The sequence below is a fragment of the Vibrio sp. B1REV9 genome (genome assembly GCF_905175395.2).
Taxonomy (GTDB): domain Bacteria; phylum Pseudomonadota; class Gammaproteobacteria; order Enterobacterales; family Vibrionaceae; genus Vibrio; species Vibrio alfacsensis.
Map to the genome: position 1 here is coordinate 1,370,793 of NZ_HG992745.1, position 18,852 is coordinate 1,389,644.

Here is an 18,852-nt window from a genome sequence, read left to right on the forward strand (position 1 = left end):
GAATACTATGCGCGGTTCTTTGCAAGCATACAAAAAGGTATCAGTCGACAGTCAGCTAAGCGCGGCTTCTCCGCACAAAGTGATTCAAATGCTGATGGCTGGTGCGATTGAACGCCTAATTCAAGGTAAAGCGGCAATGCTTGCCGGAAACATTCCTGCAAAAGGTGAACGCCTAGGGAAAGCATTAGACATTATTATTTCTCTTCGTAGCTGCCTTTCTATGCAAGATGGTGGTGAGATTGCATCTAACCTAGATGCTTTATATGAGTTTATGATCACTCAGATCTCTGCTGCGAACCATAAAAACAACCCTCAGCCAATTGATGATGTGATTGATATCATTCGTGAAATCAAATCAGCGTGGGACCAGATTCCTGCGGAATATCACAACTTAACAGCAGCCGAAGTGGGAATTTAATATCGATACCTAAGCAACCTCGAGATGCTTGATTCAGTGAGAGTGACTTGGTTTGTAGAAGCGGCGGCGATTTAAAGATCTAGTGGGTCTAAATCAAAAATCGGTAACTTTGAAAACTAAGTTTGTTTATCAGCGATTGTGCGTTTAATTCGTGAGTAAAGTTACAATCGAGCTCACACCGCACCATTGCTTGGTTGCCTTATTTTTTTATTCAAATAAAATAGAAGCCATTAGTAGCCCTAATGGCTTTTTTTGTTGCTGATTTCCCTAATTATCTATCACTAATTGAGAGACGGTGTCCCTTTCTCATTTCCAATAGTGCAAATCAAGGTTTGGCCGCAACGCACCCGAAATAAAGGCAATCATTCTTACTTATGCAAGGTTTGGCAAAGCTGCTTGTAATTGATGACGATGCTCCAAGTCGTCTAAATATAAGCAATATATTAGAATTTGTTGGAGAGAGTTGCGAAGCAGTCAGTACTGACCAGCTTGGTGATGTGGACTGGTCCGGAGTATGGGCTGGCTGTATCATAGGCAACGTATCTGCGGGGCGTGCAGCGACAACATTGATGGCTCATCTAAGACAAGCGCACCATATCCCTTTACTTGTTTTGGGGCCTTTCCCTCTATCGGTTGATGATCTACCTAACCTTGTTGGTGAATTAGAGCAGCCACTTAACTATCCACAGTTGAGTGAGGCGTTACGTCATTGTAAAGATTTTCTTGGGCGTAAAGGCGTCAACGTTGTAGCAAGCGCTCGTAAGAACACCCTTTTCCGTAGTCTTGTTGGTCAAAGCCGTGGTATTCAAGAAGTTCGTCATCTGATCGAACAAGTTTCTGGCACAGAAGCGAATGTATTGATCCTTGGTGAGTCTGGCACGGGTAAAGAAGTGGTTGCGCGTAATATTCATTACCATTCTGCATTCCGTAATGGACCATTTGTGCCAATTAACTGTGGTGCCATCCCACCTGAGCTTTTGGAGAGCGAACTTTTTGGCCATGAAAAAGGTGCATTTACTGGTGCGCTGACTTCTCGCAAAGGCCGTTTTGAGTTGGCAGAGGGCGGTACTATCTTCCTTGATGAAATTGGCGATATGCCGATGTCAATGCAAGTGAAATTGCTGCGTGTTCTTCAAGAGCGATGTTTTGAACGTGTGGGTGGCAACACGACGATTAAAGTGAACGTTCGTGTTGTTGCAGCAACGCATCGTAACTTAGAAACCATGATCGACGACGGCACATTCCGTGAAGATCTGTTCTACCGTCTTAATGTATTCCCAATTGAAATGCCAGCGCTTAAGGCTCGTAAACAAGACATTCCATTACTTCTTCAAGAGCTGATGACTCGATTAGAAGCAGAAGGTGGTCAGCCGATTTGTTTTACGCCACGGGCAATAAACTCATTAATGGAACATAATTGGCCAGGAAATGTTCGTGAACTTGCGAATCTCGTCGAGCGCATGATCATTCTTTATCCAAACAGTCTGGTGGATGTCAATCACTTACCAACGAAGTATCGCTACAGTGATATTCCTGAGTTTCAGCCAGAAACCAATCCATTTACGTCTGTTGAAGAACAAGAGCGTGACGTTTTCCAAGATATTTTCTCCGAAAACTTCAGCTTTGATACTCAAAGTGATCTCGATCACAACGTAAATGCCCCACAAGGCCTACCACCAGAGGGATTGAACCTCAAAGAGCTACTTGCAGATCTAGAAGTGAACATGATCAGTCAGGCGCTTGAAGCCCAAGGTGGCGTGGTTGCTCGTGCCGCGGATATGCTCGGAATGCGCCGCACCACATTGGTCGAGAAGATGCGCAAATACAACCTACATCGTTAGACGTAATGCTTATTTGCTTTCCTATATTCAAAACCCGCACCTTGCGGGTTTTGTTGTTTATGCATGTGTCAACTTATTGTCGCTGACTAACTTATAGTCTCTAACTAACTGGTTGATAAAATTGTAAAAATGATTGGTATATAAATTGCTTGTCTAGCTATTTAGTTGTTAAATGGCGATATTTCGACAGGCAGTACATGGACAATAACACCAACCAATCCCATCTCGATTCGGTAGAAAATCAAGTAGAGCGATACAAACAAGTATTGGATGTGATGCCTGCAGGGGTGATCTTACTTGATACACATGGTGTTGTTCGTGAAGCAAACCCAGAAGCACACCGAATTCTTGAGATTCCGTTAGTGAACGAAAAGTGGTTCACCATTATTCAAGCGGTTTTTGATCCGCGTGAGGATGACGGACATGAAGTTTCATTGCGTAATGGTCGTAAAGTGCGTTTAGCGATCTCGGCTTCGACAACCGGGCAATTGATACTCATCACGGATTTAACGGAAACGCGGTTATTGCAGTCACGAATCAGTGATTTGCAGCGTTTATCTTCTTTAGGTCGGATGGTTGCGTCATTGGCGCATCAAGTGAGGACGCCACTATCGAGTGCAATGTTGTACGCCTCTAACCTTGCCGCCCCAAATCTTCCACCAGCAACGAAAGATCGATTTCAAAGCAAATTAATGGATCGACTGCACGATTTGGAAAAGCAGGTAAATGATATGCTGCTTTTTGCCAAAGGTGGTGATAATAAAGTCATTAAGCCATTTAGCATTGCTCAGTTGGTTGCCGAATATCAGCCAATGGTCGAAACCGCGCTGAAGAACAATAACATTGACTACTTCCTTGAAGTCGAAGAAGAGCAGACCGAGCTGCTTGGCAATGCAAACGCCATTGCATCAGCACTAAGTAACTTAGTGATGAATGCGATTCAAATGTCAGGAAAAGAATCGCAAATTGATGTTTTTTTTCGTCCGGTGAACGGTGAATTGCGCATTTCTGTGCAAGACAGCGGCCCGGGCGTACCAAAAGAACTACAAGCCAAAATTATGGAGCCATTTTTCACCACACGTTCTCAAGGAACGGGGTTGGGGCTCGCGGTAGTTCAGATGGTTTGCCGTGCCCATGACGGTCGATTGGAACTTATTTCAGAGCAGGGTGATGGAGCCTGCTTTACGATGTGCATTCCGCTAGAGCGAGTGCAAGCAGAAGCGCAGTAAGCGGCTTTTGCGATAACAGGAGAATCATAATGGCGCAAAGCAAAGTGCTGATCGTAGAAGACGATGAAGGTCTTCGTGAAGCCTTGGTCGATACTCTGGCTCTGGCAGGGTACGAATGGTTAGAAGCGGATTGTGCAGAAGACGCATTAGTGAAGCTGAAGTCGAACGCAGTGGACATCGTCGTTTCTGATGTGCAAATGGCAGGCATGGGCGGCTTAGCGCTGCTTCGCAATATCAAACAGAATTGGCCAAATTTGCCGGTTCTTCTAATGACGGCGTACGCAAACATAGAAGACGCTGTGTCGGCAATGAAAGAGGGTGCGATTGATTATATGGCGAAGCCATTTGCACCTGAAGTTCTGCTCAATATGGTGAGCCGTTATGCCCCTATCAAAAGTGATGATAACGGTGATGCGGTAGTAGCAGATGAAAAAAGCCTGCGTCTTCTTGCTTTGGCAGATAAAGTCGCGCGCACCGATGCAAACGTTATGATCTTGGGCCCAAGTGGTTCCGGTAAAGAGGTGATGTCTCGTTACATCCATAATGCTTCTCATCGTAAAGATGGCCCTTTTGTCGCCATCAACTGTGCGGCTATTCCAGACAACATGTTGGAAGCGACCTTATTCGGATATGAGAAAGGGGCGTTTACCGGTGCGGTACAAGCGTGTCCGGGTAAGTTTGAACAAGCACAAGGCGGTACGATTTTGCTGGATGAAATCAGTGAAATGGATTTAAGCCTTCAAGCGAAATTACTGCGCGTATTACAAGAGCGCGAAGTGGAACGTTTAGGGAGTCGTAAGAGCATCAAGCTGGATGTGCGTCTGCTTGCAACGAGTAACCGTGATTTAAAACAGTATGTTTCAGAGGGTAACTTCCGTGAAGACTTGTACTACCGCTTAAATGTTTTCCCAATTTCGTGGCCAGCATTGTGCGAGCGTAAGGGTGATATCGCACCGCTTGCAACGCATCTTGCGGAGCGCCATTGCAGCAAGATGGGCATGCCGGTGCCAAAAATTTCTGATGTTGCATTGGAGAAGCTACTTCAATATCCATGGCCGGGTAACGTTCGTGAATTAGACAACGTGGTTCAACGTGCACTGATTTTGAGTGAAAACGGTGACATTGATGCAGAACATATTTTGCTAGAGGGTGTAGATTGGCAAGATGCGAGCAGTCTTCAGCATGTTGTTCAAAATGCTCATGTCATCGTGCCAGATGTTAAACCTGTTGCTCAAGCAGAACCGACTCACCGTGCGGCGGCTGGTGGTGAGGGGCTTGGTGGGGAGTTGCGCGATCAAGAGTATGCCATCATTCTAGAAACCTTGATTGAGTGTAACGGTCGCCGTAAAGAAATGGCCGATAAACTGGGTATCAGCCCACGAACGTTGCGCTATAAACTCGCCAAAATGCGTGATGCAGGTATCGATATTCCGGCTTAGTCGCGACATGCGTAGCCATAAGAATAAAGAGTGGTTAAACTGCAACGTTCTTGTCTTATGGCACGTTAATTGCTGTGTCAAAAAAACAGTTTTATTAATAGTCAAAGTTTTGGCTTAGAGGTGACAATGAAAGTTGATGGTATTCAAGCAGAAATGCGCGCCATGATGGTTGGGGCAACGAATGCAACGCCAGTTGGAACAGGCGCACAAGTTGGGGCAGATTTTGGTGATCTGCTCACTAAAGCCATCAATAATGTCAACTCACTTCAAAAAACATCAGGCGATCTTCAAACACGTTTTGACCGTGGCGATGCAGATGTCTCTTTATCTGATGTGATGATTGCTCGTAACAAATCCAGTGTTGCTTTCGAGGCCACTGTCCAAATCCGCAATAAACTCGTAGAGGCTTACAAAGACCTCATGAACATGCCAGTGTAATTTTAGGTAATAAGTGTGGCAGACAAGTCTACAGATTTAACCGTTAGCAATGGTGGCTCAGATGGCGCACTGATTGCGAGCTCCGATCTTGACGTTGAGGGGCAAAACCCTGATCTCGAAGAGCGTAGCGCTTCCAAATTTGATATGGCCGTAGGTGACCTCGATTTACTTCGACAAGTCGTACTCGTGCTTTCAATCTCTATCTGTGTTGCTTTGATTGTGATGCTGTTCTTTTGGGTAAAAGAACCAGAGATGCGTCCGCTTGGTGTGTATGAGACAGAAGAACTGATCCCTGTACTGGATTATCTCGACCAGCAACAGATCAATTACAAGCTTGATGGTAACAATGTTTCTGTCGAGTCGAGTGAATATAACTCGATTAAACTTGGGATGGTGCGCGCTGGTGTAAATAAACCAACAGAAGCTGGCGATGATATCTTATTGCAAGATATGGGTTTTGGTGTCTCTCAGCGTTTAGAGCAAGAACGATTAAAGCTCAGCCGCGAGCGTCAACTTGCACAAGCCATCGAAGAAATGAAGCAAGTTCGTAAAGCTCGAGTGTTGCTTGCATTGCCAAAGCACAGTGTCTTTGTTCGCCATAATCAAGAAGCGTCTGCCTCCGTTTTTTAACCCTGTCGACAGGCGCTAACCTTAAGCAAGGGGAAGTGGATTCTATCGTTGATATGGTCGCCAGTGCGGTACCAAGCATGAAGACGTCACGTATCACGGTAACAGACCAACATGGCCGTTTATTGAGTTCTGGGTCGCAAGACCCGGCATCGGCTGCGCGCCGTAAAGAACAAGAGCTAGAGCGAAGCCAAGAGCAGGCACTGCGTGAAAAAATCGACTCAGTACTGTTGCCGATTCTTGGTTTCGGTAATTACACCGCACAAGTGGATATCCAGATGGATTTCAGTGCGGTTGAGCAAACACGTAAACGCTTTGATCCGAATACACCAGCCACTCGCAGCGAGTATGCATTGGAAGATTACAATAACGGTAATATGGTGGCGGGTATTCCAGGGGCATTAAGTAACCAACCCCCAGCAGATGCTTCTATTCCGCAAGATGTAGCTCAAATGAAAGATGGTTCGGCGATGGGGCAAGGCTCGGTTCGCAAAGAATCGACACGAAATTTTGAACTTGATACTACCATCAGTCATGAACGTAAACAGACCGGAACGTTGGCACGTCAAACCGTATCGGTTGCAATCAAAAACCGCACTCACGTTAATCCAGACACCGGAGAAGTGACTCATACGCCAATGTCGGAAGCTGAAATCAATGCGATTCGTCAGGTTCTCATTGGTACGGTTGGCTTTGATGAGTCTCGCGGTGACTTGCTGAATGTACTAAGCGTAAAGTTTGCTGAGCCAGAAATGGAGCAGTTGGTTGAGCCTCCGATTTGGGAGCACCAGAACTTCAGTGAGTGGGTGCGTTGGTTTGCAAGTGCACTGGTGATTATCGTCGTTGTCCTTGTACTTGTTCGCCCAGCAATGAAGAAACTGCTTAACCCTGCTGGCAGTGATGAAGATGAAATGTATGGACCAGATGGCCTACCAATTGGTGCGAATGGTGAAACCAGCTTGATTGGTAGTGACATCGAAGGCGGTGAATTGTTCGAATTTGGTTCGAGCATCGATCTGCCAAATCTACATAAAGATGAAGACGTATTGAAAGCGGTTCGTGCACTGGTTGCCAATGAACCAGAGCTTGCGGCTCAAGTTGTGAAAAACTGGATGAATGACAATGGCTAACGACATCGTAGCGCAAAATGACAACGGCGCAGGTTTGCCGGTTGAGTTTGATGCTTCAACCATTACAGGTGAAGAAAAAGCAGCGATTTTGCTGTTAAGTCTCAACGAACAAGATGCTGCAGGTATTATTCGTCACTTAGAACCCAAACAGGTTCAACGTGTTGGTAGTGCGATGGCACGAGCAAAAGATCTTAGCCAAGAGAAAGTCTCTGCGGTGCATCGAACATTCTTAGAAGACATTCAGAAATACACCAATATTGGTATGGGCAGCGAAGACTTTATGCGTAACGCCTTGGTGGCAGCATTAGGTGAAGACAAAGCCAATAACTTGGTGGACCAAATCCTATTGGGGACGGGTTCAAAAGGTCTAGATTCATTGAAATGGATGGATCCACGTCAAGTAGCCAGCATTATTGTCAATGAACACCCTCAGATCCAAACCATCGTATTGTCCTACTTGGAAGCGGATCAATCAGCGGAAATTCTTTCTCAGTTCCCAGAGCGCGTGCGTTTGGATCTGATGATGCGTATTGCTAACCTAGAAGAAGTTCAGCCATCAGCACTGGCCGAGCTGAACGAAATCATGGAGAAGCAGTTTGCAGGTCAAGCGGGTGCACAAGCCGCGAAGATTGGCGGCTTGAAAGCAGCAGCAGAAATCATGAACTACCTAGACAACAACGTCGAGGGAATCTTGATGGAGCAAATCCGCGATCAAGACGAAGACATGGCAACGCAAATTCAAGATCTTATGTTTGTGTTCGAAAACTTGGTGGAAGTGGACGACCAAGGTATTCAGAAATTGCTGCGTGATGTTCCGCAAGATGTGCTTCAACGTGCCCTTAAAGGTGCTGATGATTCTCTGCGTGAGAAAGTCTTCAAGAACATGTCTAAGCGTGCTGCTGAGATGATGCGTGATGACATCGAAGCAATGCCACCAGTTCGTGTTGCCGATGTTGAAGCGGCTCAAAAAGAAATCTTGGCGATTGCCCGTCGTATGGCCGATGCAGGTGAAATCATGTTGTCTGGCGGCGCAGACGAGTTCTTATAATCTCTTTTAGCGTTCTTCATTGCATTGAAGAACGCTGACTCCCTCCTTTCCTCACCAATCACTTGTTACGATTGGTGTAATAAACGTGTAATCACAATAAACGGTAGACGACTCATGGTTGGTGATAGAAAACGTGGATTTATCCGTCCTGATGAAGACGATGCGATGATCGAACCTCAACGTTGGGGTTTGCCGGATTATGGTGAGCCTAAAGCAAAGCAAGCCAAAGAAACCGCCTTTAATTACGACCCTGGTTGGGTACCTAGCTTCGATGAGCCTGAAGAAGAACAAGCATTCGAACTCACCGAAGAGCAGATTGAACTGATCAAGCAAGGTGCCTATCAAGAGGGCTTGTATCAAGGTCAAGAAGCGGGCTTTAAACAGGGCTATGACAAAGGCAAAGAAGAAGGTCTACAAGCGGGACATGCAGAAGGTCTTGAAGCTGGTAAAGCGGAAGGGGTGACTGCGGGTCAAGAGTATATCCAACAGCAAGTCGAAACATTCATGAACTTAGCGAACCAATTCGCGCAACCCTTGGAGCTAATGAACGCTCAGGTAGAAAAGCAATTGGTCGACATGGTGCTTTGCTTAGTGAAAGAAGTCGTGCACGTTGAAGTACAAACCAATCCTCAAATTATCTTAGATACTGTCAAGCAGTCTGTGGAAGTATTGCCAATTTCTGGGCATCCAATTACGTTGCATTTGCATCCAGATGATATCGCGATTATTCGTTCTGCTTATGGTGAAGAAGATCTGGATTGTCGCAATTGGACGTTGGTTTCCGAACCATCTCTGAATCGTGGGGACTTGCAGATTGAAGCGGGAGAATCGAGCATCAACTACCGCATGGAAGAACGGATTAAAAGCGTGTTGAACAGCTTCTGTGGAGCGAACCGCCATCAAGGAGGCGAGTAGCGAATGCTAGCTTTGGCGGACCGTTTAAAGAACTATAAGGTCGAGGGATTAACGACGCGTCCCGTTGCGTCTGGCAAACTAGTTCGTGTGGTTGGTTTAACCTTAGAGGCAACCGGGTGTCGAGCTCCCATCGGCAGTTTGTGTCTCGTAGAAACCATGTCCGGTCATATGGAAGCCGAAGTAGTGGGCTTCTCAGGCGACAACCTTTTCTTAATGCCAAGTGAACAGATCACGGGCATCTTACCGGGCGCAAAAGTGACGCCACTAACCAGTGAAGCGGGTCTGCCTGTTGGTATGGAACTGCTTGGCCGAGTGATTGATGGGGTTGGGAATCCACTCGATGGTCTTGGCCCAATCTACACTGAGCAACGTGCTTCTTTTAATGCCGAGCCTATTAACCCATTGGCACGTAAGCCTATCTCTGAGCCACTTGATGTCGGCTTAAAAGCCATCAATGGCTTGCTGACGGTTGGTAAAGGTCAGCGTATCGGTCTGTTTGCGGGTTCCGGTGTGGGTAAGTCGGTGACATTAGGCATGATGACTCGTGGTACTACCGCACAAGTGGTAGTTGTAGGACTGATTGGTGAGCGTGGACGCGAAGTAAAAGAGTTTATTGAAGAAATTTTAGGTGAAGAGGGACGTCGTCGTTCTGTCGTGGTTGCCGCGCCAGCGGATGCTTCTCCTTTGATGCGTTTAAAAGGTTGCCAAACTTCATTGACGATTGCGGAATACTTCCGTGATCAAGGCTTAGATGTATTATTGCTGATGGACTCGTTAACCCGTTTTGCTCAGGCGCAGCGTGAAATCGCGCTGTCTGTTGGTGAGCCTCCTGCTACCAAAGGTTATCCGCCGTCGGTGTTTGCTAAATTGCCAGCGCTGGTGGAACGAGCAGGTAATGGCAGTCCGGAACAAGGGTCAATCACGGCTTTCTTTACGGTTCTTACGGAGGGGGATGATCTTCAAGACCCAATCGCAGACGCGTCTCGTGCGATCCTTGACGGCCACATTGTGTTATCGCGAGAAATGGCGGATGCAGGTCATTATCCTGCCATTGATGTTGAAAAATCAGTCAGCCGTGTAATGCCGCAAATCACCACCGAAGAGCATGTTCTTATGTCGAAAGCGGTGCGTCAGGTCCTGTCTATTTGTCGTAAGAATCAAGATTTGGTGTCGATTGGTGCATACAAGCCAGGCACCGATCCGGCCATCGATGGCGCATTTACGCTTAAACCAAGATTGGATGATTACTTGCAACAACGCATGAAAGAATCGGTGCCATACGATATGTGCGTCAACATGCTAAGAAACATTCTGGGCGGTTAATCGTAAATGGAAAATGCAATGGATTTCCTGCTCGAGCAGGCGAAAGAACGAGAAGACCAAGCCGTATTAGCCCTCAATAAAGCGCGAACAGAACTGGATGATTACTATCGTCAAGTTGAACAAATTGAAAAGTACCGATTGGATTATTGCCAACAATTAGTCGATCGCGGAAAGGGAGGCTTAACGGCCAGTCAGTATGGTCATTTAAATCGTTTCTTGACTCAATTAGATGAAACCTTATCTAAGCAAAAACAAGCAGAAAACCACTTCAAATACCAAGTTGAAAATTGCCAAGATTACTGGCTGAACATGCGTAAAGAACGTATGTCGTATGAGTGGATGATCGAAAAACGAGCCAAAGAAAAACAGGCATTAGAAGCCAAACGAGAACAAAAGCAAATGGACGAGTTCTCTACCTTGCTCTATAGCCGTAAACCAAGGCCATTTTAAGTCCTCCCAATACTAACTAGCAGCGCTTTCGTCACTCTCGATGGCCTGTGGAGCGTGATGTTGATATCGTCAGAAAAACATCAGTAGGTTTGGCGTGATTTTTGCAGAAGAGACGTTTGCAATAGGTTGTTGAAGCAAGTGCGTCATACAATTTTTCGCTATGAAGTTTGCACCGTTGTAAATGTTGGCCTTAGTCAGTGGCTAAGTCAGCGATGTCTGTTTGCCTTTGAATCAACTATGACTGCACTGAAAGTGTGCTGTTTTCACCGAGAGTTTCTTTATGAACGTGAATTTGTCCAATGTATCAGCGAGTAATAAGACTTCCAGTTTGGAGTCTTCAAATAAAGCTGCTACAGAAAGCACGGAGAGCAAAGGGTTCTTTGAAGCTTTCGTGGATGTGTTTACCGGTTCTCAGAAATCAGAAAAGATGAACACGACATCTAACACTCAACCTCAGGCTGAAAGCGCAGTAGCCGATGATGTTGCGAGCCAAGCCTCCCAAGCGGAAGAAACGCATAATACAAACTCAACAACCTCCACTAGTGAGGGGAAAGTTGGCGCAAGTTCTACCGATGTAGCATTAGATGACGCCTTGTTGAGCAAAGCTCAAAGTGAAGATGGACAGGGTCCAGCAGGCGCTTCTGACGCCGGTTATTTGGAAAACAATGCCTCGAAAAATAACGCCTCAGAAAACAACGCTTCGGAAATCAATGTGTCGGACAGTGATGATGTCAAAAGTACGATGGGTGAGGGGCAAGCGTTACTTGGGCGTATTCAACAAGCTAACCAGACACTGAATGACTCCGGTACTGCTAAAAGCGGCACTACTCAAAGCGGCAATGATTTGCCAGTGAGCGTTGAATCAATGGCGGCGAAATCTGATATCACAGAACAACAAGTCAACGTACAAGGTGATTCTGCTGAAATCGCGAGTGCAGGTTCAATGACAGGTTCTTCAGTACTAAACAACCCTGTTCAGAAGGAGCTGTCACCGCCATCAGGCCACGCAACCTCAACTGATGCTGTTGAGCTTCAAACCAGTGGTTCTGCTTTACGTTCAGAGAGTTCATCTGATGGCGTTAAATCAAGTTCAGCTACTGATAAAGCAGCGCAAATTGATTGGAATAACTCAAGTGCGCAAGTTGCACACACCCAAGCGACGTTAAATGCAACGACACAGGTCGCCATTAACGGACAGTTGGTAACACAAGGTTCAGATGCTGCGATGCTCCCTGATGCTGATTTGTTTGCTCAAGGTGGTGCGTTGGCATTACAGCGTGTTTCACTCAATGAACTTGAAGTCATCGATACGAAATTAGCTCAGGGTGAACCTCTTTCTGCTCAAGAGTTAGACATTATCGAGGGCTTAAAAACGGGCACGATGCTCGCGGACATTAAGCCTCAAGAATTTGCTCAATTTGTGGCATTGCCAAATGATGTAAAATCGGCAATGGCAGAGCACCAAGCAGCGCGTATGACGGCTTCGACATCAACTGCTACACAACAAATGCAAAACGTCACCTTGCAAGGAAATGCACAAGCAAATAGTACGCAAAATGGGGTGACTTCGAATACTGATAAAGCAGCAATGCCAGAATCGTTGACCGCCGGCAACCAAAACGCAGCTGCGATAAATTCGATGTCGCAACTGGCTTCCACCCCAGAGCAAAATAAAGCGGTGATGGGTGCGAGTCTAGCGGCGAGTGCGTTGAAGTCTGCGGCAAATCAACAAGATAAAAATGAACCACAGCATGGTTTAGCTGGGCAAATTCAAGCCGCGGCAGGTCAACAAGGAGTGGCGGCTCAGCAACAAGCTCGAGTGGATGCAGCACAGCAAGCTCAATTGCCATTGCAGTTAACTAAGGAAATGGCCAACGACCAAGTCGCGGAAAAAGTCCAAATGATGATGTCGAAGAATTTGAAGAACCTCGATATTCGACTTGATCCGCCAGAGCTTGGTCGCATGCAGATTCGCATGACAATGAACAACGATATCGCGAATGTGCATTTCACCGTAGCCAACTCACAGGCGCGTGATTTGATAGAACAAACCTTACCTCGCTTAAGGGAAATGCTTGCCCAGCAAGGTATGCAATTAGCTGATTCATCGGTACAGCAGCAAAGCGGTGGTCAACAGCAAAGACAGTATGCGGCTTCAGAACAGCAGGGGCAGGGAACGTCAGGTCGAGGATTCGCCCAAGCGGGAGATGAAAACGTTGATGGTGATGTGAATCTTGATTTGAATGTGTCTACAAAGCGTGATGGAATCAGTTTCTACGCTTAAAATGGCCATTCGAATGCGATGATAGAAATACTTTGTCCACCCCGCCAATAGGCAAATTAAATGAATCATAACGAAAAATAAGCAGATAAAGAGAACGTAATGGCAGAAGAGCAGCTACAAGGCGCGCAGGGCGCAAAAGGAAAAAGCAAGCTACTGATCATCATTATTGCCGTAGTGGTATTACTGATTGGTGGTGGTGCAGCCGCTTTCTTTTTGATGGGATCAGATGCACCAGCACAAACTGAACAAACTCAGCAGGCACAAGCGGCAGCAACCGCTCAACCTATTGCTTATGTAAATATCCCGCAGCCATTTATTTTTAATGTGACGGGGGACCGTCGCGATAGATTAGTACAGATCAAAGCACAATTGATGGTGCGAGGCAGTGAAAATGAGCAATTAGCTCGCTATCATTCCCCACTGATTGAGAGCTCGTTGTTGTCTACGTTCGCCTCTGCAACGGTAGAGCAACTGCGTTCTCCGACTGGCCGTATTGAGTTGCGTGACCGCGCTTCGGATGACATTAAAGCGGCGCTAAGTGCAGCAGTGGGTAAGCCAGTGATTGAAAAAGTACTATTTACAGATTTTGTAATTCAATAGGTAAAACGTGACCGATCTATTAAGCCAAGACGAGATTGATGCGCTTCTGCACGGGGTGGACGATGTTGATGACATTGATGAGCCCTTAGATAATGACAATGATAGTGCGATCAGTTTTGATTTTTCATCTCAAGACCGGATCGTACGTGGTCGCATGCCGACGCTCGAGCTTATTAATGAGCGTTTTGCACGACATATGCGCATTAGCCTCTTTAATATGCTGCGCAAAACCGCTGAGGTTTCGATCAACGGTGTGCAGATGATGAAGTTTGGTGAATATCAAAATACGCTCTATGTCCCAACCAGTTTGAACATGGTACGTTTTCGTCCATTAAAAGGCACCGCGTTGATCACGATGGAAGCGCGACTGGTGTTTATTTTGGTGGAGAACTTCTTCGGTGGGGATGGTCGTTTTCATGCCAAGATCGAAGGGCGAGAATTTACGCCAACGGAACGTCGTATCATCCAATTATTGCTAAAAATTGTTTTCGAAGATTACAAAGAAGCATGGTCGCCAGTGATGGGGGTTGAGTTCGAATACCTAGACTCAGAAGTGAACCCAAGTATGGCGAACATCGTCAGCCCGACGGAAGTGATTGTCGTAAGCTCATTTCATATTGAAGTGGATGGCGGTGGCGGTGACTTCCATGTTGTTATGCCGTATTCGATGGTTGAGCCTATCCGAGAATTACTTGATGCGGGTGTTCAGTCCGACAAGATGGAAACCGACGTACGTTGGAGCTCTGCACTGCGCGAAGAAATCATGGATTGTCCAGTGAATTTCCGAGTCAACTTATTGGAAAAAAACATTTCTCTGCGCGATTTGATGGAGCTGCAACCGGGCGATGTTATTCCCATTGAGATGCCGGAGCACGCAACGATGTTCATCGAAGATTTGCCGACTTATCGCGTTAAGATGGGGCGATCTGACGATAAAATGGCAGTGCAGATTTCTCAAGAAATTGAGCGACCGCACGTGGTAAAAACCGATTTAGCGTTCTTGAGTAAAGACATTATGACTGAGCTTGAGAATGACGATGCAGACGATTAAATACCCTTACCAATTGATCCACTAGTTTTTTGTTGAAAGAAACATTCTTTTGAGAAAGCCTATTTAGCATGGCAAAGATAAGGTTTAAAACAGGATATAAAAATGCAACCGAGTGACGACCAAAGACTCGCAGACGAATGGGCTGCCGCGCTTAGTGAAGACCCATCAGCACCGATGATTGATGTGGATGAAGTATTAGCGGCTCCGTTAGAGGAGCTAAGAGATACCTCAAGCCCTATCTCTGATGATGAGCGCCGCAAACTGGATACCATCATGGACATTCCAGTGACTATCTCAATGGAAGTAGGCCGTTCGCAAATCAGCATCCGTAACTTATTGCAATTGAACCAAGGTTCGGTCGTGGAACTGGATCGTTTAGCGGGTGAATCACTGGATGTATTGGTGAACGGGACGCTCATCGCTCATGGTGAAGTGGTTGTCGTCAACGACAAGTTTGGTATTCGTTTAACGGACGTCATTAGCCAAACCGAACGAATTAAAAAGCTGCGTTAACATGAGCCATTCAATCAAAACTCGATTGAAGCAAATAACAGGAGCACTGAGCTTAATGCTGAGTGCTCCTTATGCATTTGCTGCTGCACCAACCAGTCTCGACTTAGCGACTACCTTGGGTTCTTTGGTATTGGTCATTGGTGTTATTTTGCTTTTGGCGTGGTTGTTAAAACGTATGCAAGTGCCAGCAATGGGACAGCAAAAAGGATTGCGTATCATCAATCAATTGCCTGTAGGTACAAAAGAGCGCATTGCTGTAATACAGGTCGGTGAAGAGCAATTTTTAGTCGGTATTACCAGTCAATCGATTCAGACCTTAGCCAAACTAGAAAAGCCATTGAAAGAGGATGAGTTGGCGACAGGTGCTTTTGCCAGTCAATTTAGCCAACTGATAAAAAAACATGATAAAGGGTAATTCAATTCGCCTCTTGCTCAGCATGTTTGTGCTGCTGACAGGAGTACTGTTTTCTTCGCTTTCTTTTGCTCAGGCTGAGGCATCCCTATTGCCATCTAACTTGGCTCAGGGCGACAGCGTGACCGTAAAAGCAATGGAAAGTGACTCGGGGGCGAGTCGCTCTATGTCAGTGACAAACGGCACGGGTATCCCCGCCTTTACCATGACCACTAATGCTGATGGCGGCGAAGATTATTCGGTCACATTACAGATCCTAGCCTTAATGACCATGCTGGGCTTCTTGCCTGCAATGGTGATTTTGATGACCTCATTTACACGTATTGTGGTGGTGATGTCGATTTTGCGTCAGGCAATGGGTTTGCAACAAACGCCATCAAACCAGGTGATCATTGGTATTGCTCTTTTCTTGACTTTTTTCATCATGTCCCCGGTTTTAAATGAGATTAACGACACGGCCGTGCAGCCGTATCTAAATGAGCAAGTGACGGCGCGAGAAGCGTTCGATGCCGCGCAAGTACCAATGAAAGCGTTCATGCTCAAGCAAACTCGGATTAAAGATCTGGAAACCTTCGTCAATATGTCGGGAGCGCAAGTGACGAACCCAGAAGATGTTTCTATGGCGGTGCTTATTCCTGCCTTTATCACCTCTGAGCTAAAAACGGCATTCCAGATTGGCTTTATGCTGTTTTTGCCATTTTTGATTATTGACTTAGTTGTGGCCTCGGTTTTGATGGCGATGGGTATGATGATGTTGTCACCGATGATCGTGTCATTGCCGTTCAAGTTGATGCTGTTTGTGTTGGTGGATGGTTGGAACCTGATTCTATCGACGCTCGCCGGCAGTTTTGCCCTGTAGATTGGCATAGAGAGAAGAGGGTAGGACATGACTCCAGAAATGTTTGTCGAGCTATTCCGTGAAGCGCTGTGGTTAGTGCTCATCATGGTGTGCGCCATTATCATTCCAAGCTTATTGATTGGTCTTGTGGTCGCTATTTTCCAAGCCGCAACCTCCATTAACGAACAGACATTGAGTTTCTTGCCGCGTTTGATTGTCACGTTACTGGCCTTGATGTTATTCGGGCATTGGATGACGCAAATGATGACCGAATACTTTTACGGCTTGATTGAACGTCTACCTCAGGTTCTGTACTAGAGTCTCGTATGGAATACCCAACTGATATTGTTCTCGACTGGATAGCAAACTATTTTTGGCCCTATACCCGCATTTCAGCCATGTTGATGGTGATGACGGTGACAGGGGCACGGTTTGTCTCGCCTCGAATTCGACTTTATCTTGGGCTCGCGATTACTTTTGCTGTCATGCCGGCCATTCCTGCCGTACCACAAGATCTAGAATTGCTCTCTTTTCGTGGTTTTATCACGATTGCAGAGCAGATCATTATTGGTGTCGCGATGGGCATGGTGACTCAATTTATCATCCAAACTTTTGTTTTGTTAGGTCAGATTCTTGGTATGCAATCGAGTTTGGGTTTCGCCTCAATGGTTGACCCAGCAAACGGGCAGAATACGCCATTGCTTGGTCAGCTATTTATGTTTTTAGCCACGCTGTTCTTTTTGGCCACAGACGGGCACTTAAAGATGCTGCAATTGGTGGTATTCAGTTTCAAAACATTGCCGATTGGCTCGGGTACCTTAAGCGCGGTCGATTACCGTGAATTGGCAAGCTGGCTTGGGATCATGTTTAAAACGGCATTGAGCATGTCACTATCCGGTATTATTGCTCTACTAACAATTAACTTGTCATTTGGTGTGATGACGCGTGCGGCACCGCAGTTGAATATCTTCTCGCTTGGTTTTGCTTTTGCACTCATGGTGGGTTTGTTGCTGTGTTGGTACATTTTGGCGGGTTTATACAGCCATTATGAAATCTTTTGGTTGGTGGGTGAGGAGCAGATGTGCCGCCTCATTCGCTTGGAATGTTAGGTTAGTAAACCCTAGGAGACTGGTTTGGCAGAGTCAGACGGCCAAGAACGCACCGAAGAAGCCACCCCCCGACGGTTACAACAAGCCAGAGAAAAGGGACAGGTTGCTCGGTCTAAAGAGTTAGCTTCTGCTTCCGTGTTGATTGTTGGCGCGGTGGCATTAATGTGGTTTGGTGAATCTCTCGCACGCTCATTATTCTCTATCATGAGCCGCTTATTCGATCTTCAACGAGAAGAAATCTACGACACTGGCAAATTGTTTGATATTGCCGGTGGTGCGATGGTGGATTTATTGCTGCCACTGTTTCTGATCTTGGTGACGTTATTCGTTGCTGCGCTCCTTGGTGCGGCAGGGGTGGGTGGCGTGAGCTTCTCTGTTGAAGCGGCGATGCCGAAGTTGTCCAAAATGAATCCACTTAGTGGCTTAAAACGTATGGTTGGTATGCAGAGTTGGGTAGAACTGCTCAAATCCATATTGAAAGTTGGGCTAGTGACGGGCGTGGCCATTTACCTGATTCAAGCATCCCAAGCGGATTTGATTCAGTTGAGCATGGATGTGTACCCGCAGAATATCTTTCATGCGCTCGATATCTTGCTCAATTTTGTCTTACTGATAAGTTGCTCATTGTTGATTGTGGTGGCCATCGATATACCGTTTCAGATCTGGCAGCATGCTGATCAACTTAAAATGACCAAGCAAGAGATTAAAGACGAGTACAAAGAAACAGAAGGTAAGCCTGAAGTTAAAGGTCGTATTCGTATGCTCCAGCGTGAAGCGGCTCAACGTCGAATGATGGCAGACGTCCCGCAAGCGGATGTTATCGTCACTAACCCAGAACACTTCTCTGTGGCGTTGCGATACAAGCAAAAAACTGATCGCGCGCCCGTTGTTATTGCTAAAGGCACTGATCACATGGCGATGAAAATTCGAGAAGTTGCCCGTGAACATGACATCACTATTGTGCCGGCTCCACCATTGGCTCGAGCGCTGTATTACACGACGGAGTTGGAACAAGAAATCCCAGATGGCTTGTTTACGGCTGTGGCTCAAGTGCTCGCATTTGTCTTTCAGCTCAAGCAATACAGAAAGCGGGGCGGGCAGAGACCAAAACTTAATGATTACGATTTGCCGATCCCTCCTGAACATCGTCATTGATTTGGGTTATAACTAACGAAAATTCAGGTGTC

18 protein-coding genes and 1 pseudogene are annotated in these 18,852 nt (G+C 46.3%); all 19 read left to right on the forward strand.

All coding sequences use genetic code 11. The features are described 5' to 3' along the window. Positions 1-7: 7 nt before the first annotated feature. The 19 genes and pseudogenes from fliS to flhB all read left to right on the forward strand — a co-directional run bounded on the left by fliS (position 8) and on the right by flhB (position 18,820). A complete protein-coding gene (fliS, locus tag KHN78_RS11870) occupies positions 8-418 on the forward strand; it encodes a flagellar export chaperone FliS (protein ID WP_211916177.1) in 411 nt (136 codons plus the stop codon). A 374-nt stretch (positions 419-792) separates the two neighbouring features. Beyond that, positions 793-2,259 carry a sigma-54 dependent transcriptional regulator gene (locus KHN78_RS11875; RefSeq protein ID WP_211916178.1) on the forward strand — a complete coding sequence of 489 codons (1,467 nt, stop codon included), beginning with the start codon at positions 793-795 and terminating at the stop codon, positions 2,257-2,259. Between the two features lie 197 nt (positions 2,260-2,456). Further along, the gene (locus tag KHN78_RS11880) at positions 2,457-3,488 is read left to right on the forward strand and encodes a sensor histidine kinase (RefSeq protein ID WP_211916179.1); all 1,032 of its coding nucleotides are present in this window, start codon (positions 2,457-2,459) and stop codon (positions 3,486-3,488) included. Between the two features lie 29 nt (positions 3,489-3,517). Next, entirely contained in the window at positions 3,518-4,927 is a 1,410-nt protein-coding gene (locus tag KHN78_RS11885; RefSeq protein ID WP_211916180.1) for a sigma-54-dependent transcriptional regulator, read from the forward strand. Between the two features lie 126 nt (positions 4,928-5,053). Next, a complete protein-coding gene (gene fliE, locus KHN78_RS11890) occupies positions 5,054-5,365 on the forward strand; it encodes a flagellar hook-basal body complex protein FliE (RefSeq protein WP_128810430.1) in 312 nt (103 codons plus the stop codon). A 15-nt stretch (positions 5,366-5,380) separates the two neighbouring features. After that, positions 5,381-7,122: pseudogene (gene fliF, locus KHN78_RS11895) on the forward strand (flagellar basal-body MS-ring/collar protein FliF). Beyond that, a complete protein-coding gene (gene fliG, locus KHN78_RS11900; RefSeq protein ID WP_128810431.1) occupies positions 7,115-8,170 on the forward strand; it encodes a flagellar motor switch protein FliG in 1,056 nt (351 codons plus the stop codon). The pseudogene fliF and the gene fliG overlap by 8 nt, the downstream one beginning before the upstream one ends. A gap of 114 nt (positions 8,171-8,284) precedes the next feature. After that, positions 8,285-9,085: a flagellar assembly protein FliH gene (gene fliH / locus KHN78_RS11905; protein ID WP_128810432.1), complete on the forward strand. Its 801-nt coding sequence runs from the start codon at positions 8,285-8,287 to the stop codon at positions 9,083-9,085. 3 nt (positions 9,086-9,088) lie between these two features. Beyond that, entirely contained in the window at positions 9,089-10,408 is a 1,320-nt protein-coding gene (fliI, locus tag KHN78_RS11910; RefSeq protein ID WP_128810433.1) for a flagellar protein export ATPase FliI, read from the forward strand. 6 nt (positions 10,409-10,414) lie between these two features. Next, positions 10,415-10,858 (forward strand): flagellar export protein FliJ, encoded by a 444-nt coding sequence (gene fliJ / locus KHN78_RS11915; RefSeq protein ID WP_128810434.1) that lies wholly within the window; start codon positions 10,415-10,417, stop codon positions 10,856-10,858. A gap of 280 nt (positions 10,859-11,138) precedes the next feature. Next, complete coding sequence (locus KHN78_RS11920) at positions 11,139-13,142, forward strand: flagellar hook-length control protein FliK (protein ID WP_211916182.1); 2,004 nt, start codon at positions 11,139-11,141, stop codon at positions 13,140-13,142. A 99-nt stretch (positions 13,143-13,241) separates the two neighbouring features. Further along, positions 13,242-13,742 (forward strand): flagellar basal body-associated protein FliL, encoded by a 501-nt coding sequence (gene fliL / locus KHN78_RS11925; RefSeq protein ID WP_211916183.1) that lies wholly within the window; start codon positions 13,242-13,244, stop codon positions 13,740-13,742. 7 nt (positions 13,743-13,749) lie between these two features. Beyond that, positions 13,750-14,793, forward strand: a complete 1,044-nt coding sequence (gene fliM / locus KHN78_RS11930; RefSeq protein WP_211916184.1) for a flagellar motor switch protein FliM — start codon at positions 13,750-13,752, stop codon at positions 14,791-14,793. 102 nt (positions 14,794-14,895) lie between these two features. After that, positions 14,896-15,306 carry a flagellar motor switch protein FliN gene (fliN, locus tag KHN78_RS11935; protein WP_128810436.1) on the forward strand — a complete coding sequence of 137 codons (411 nt, stop codon included), beginning with the start codon at positions 14,896-14,898 and terminating at the stop codon, positions 15,304-15,306. A gap of 1 nt (position 15,307) precedes the next feature. Beyond that, positions 15,308-15,721: a flagellar biosynthetic protein FliO gene (gene fliO / locus KHN78_RS11940; RefSeq protein WP_211916185.1), complete on the forward strand. Its 414-nt coding sequence runs from the start codon at positions 15,308-15,310 to the stop codon at positions 15,719-15,721. Then, a complete protein-coding gene (gene fliP / locus KHN78_RS11945; RefSeq protein WP_211916188.1) occupies positions 15,708-16,577 on the forward strand; it encodes a flagellar type III secretion system pore protein FliP in 870 nt (289 codons plus the stop codon). Before fliO ends, fliP begins: the two co-directional genes overlap by 14 nt. A 27-nt stretch (positions 16,578-16,604) precedes the next feature. Next, positions 16,605-16,874: a flagellar biosynthesis protein FliQ gene (fliQ, locus tag KHN78_RS11950; protein ID WP_128810438.1), complete on the forward strand. Its 270-nt coding sequence runs from the start codon at positions 16,605-16,607 to the stop codon at positions 16,872-16,874. Between the two features lie 8 nt (positions 16,875-16,882). Beyond that, positions 16,883-17,665, forward strand: a complete 783-nt coding sequence (gene fliR, locus KHN78_RS11955; RefSeq protein ID WP_211916189.1) for a flagellar biosynthetic protein FliR — start codon at positions 16,883-16,885, stop codon at positions 17,663-17,665. Between the two features lie 24 nt (positions 17,666-17,689). Next, positions 17,690-18,820, forward strand: a complete 1,131-nt coding sequence (gene flhB / locus KHN78_RS11960; RefSeq protein WP_128810440.1) for a flagellar biosynthesis protein FlhB — start codon at positions 17,690-17,692, stop codon at positions 18,818-18,820. Positions 18,821-18,852 lie beyond the last annotated feature (32 nt).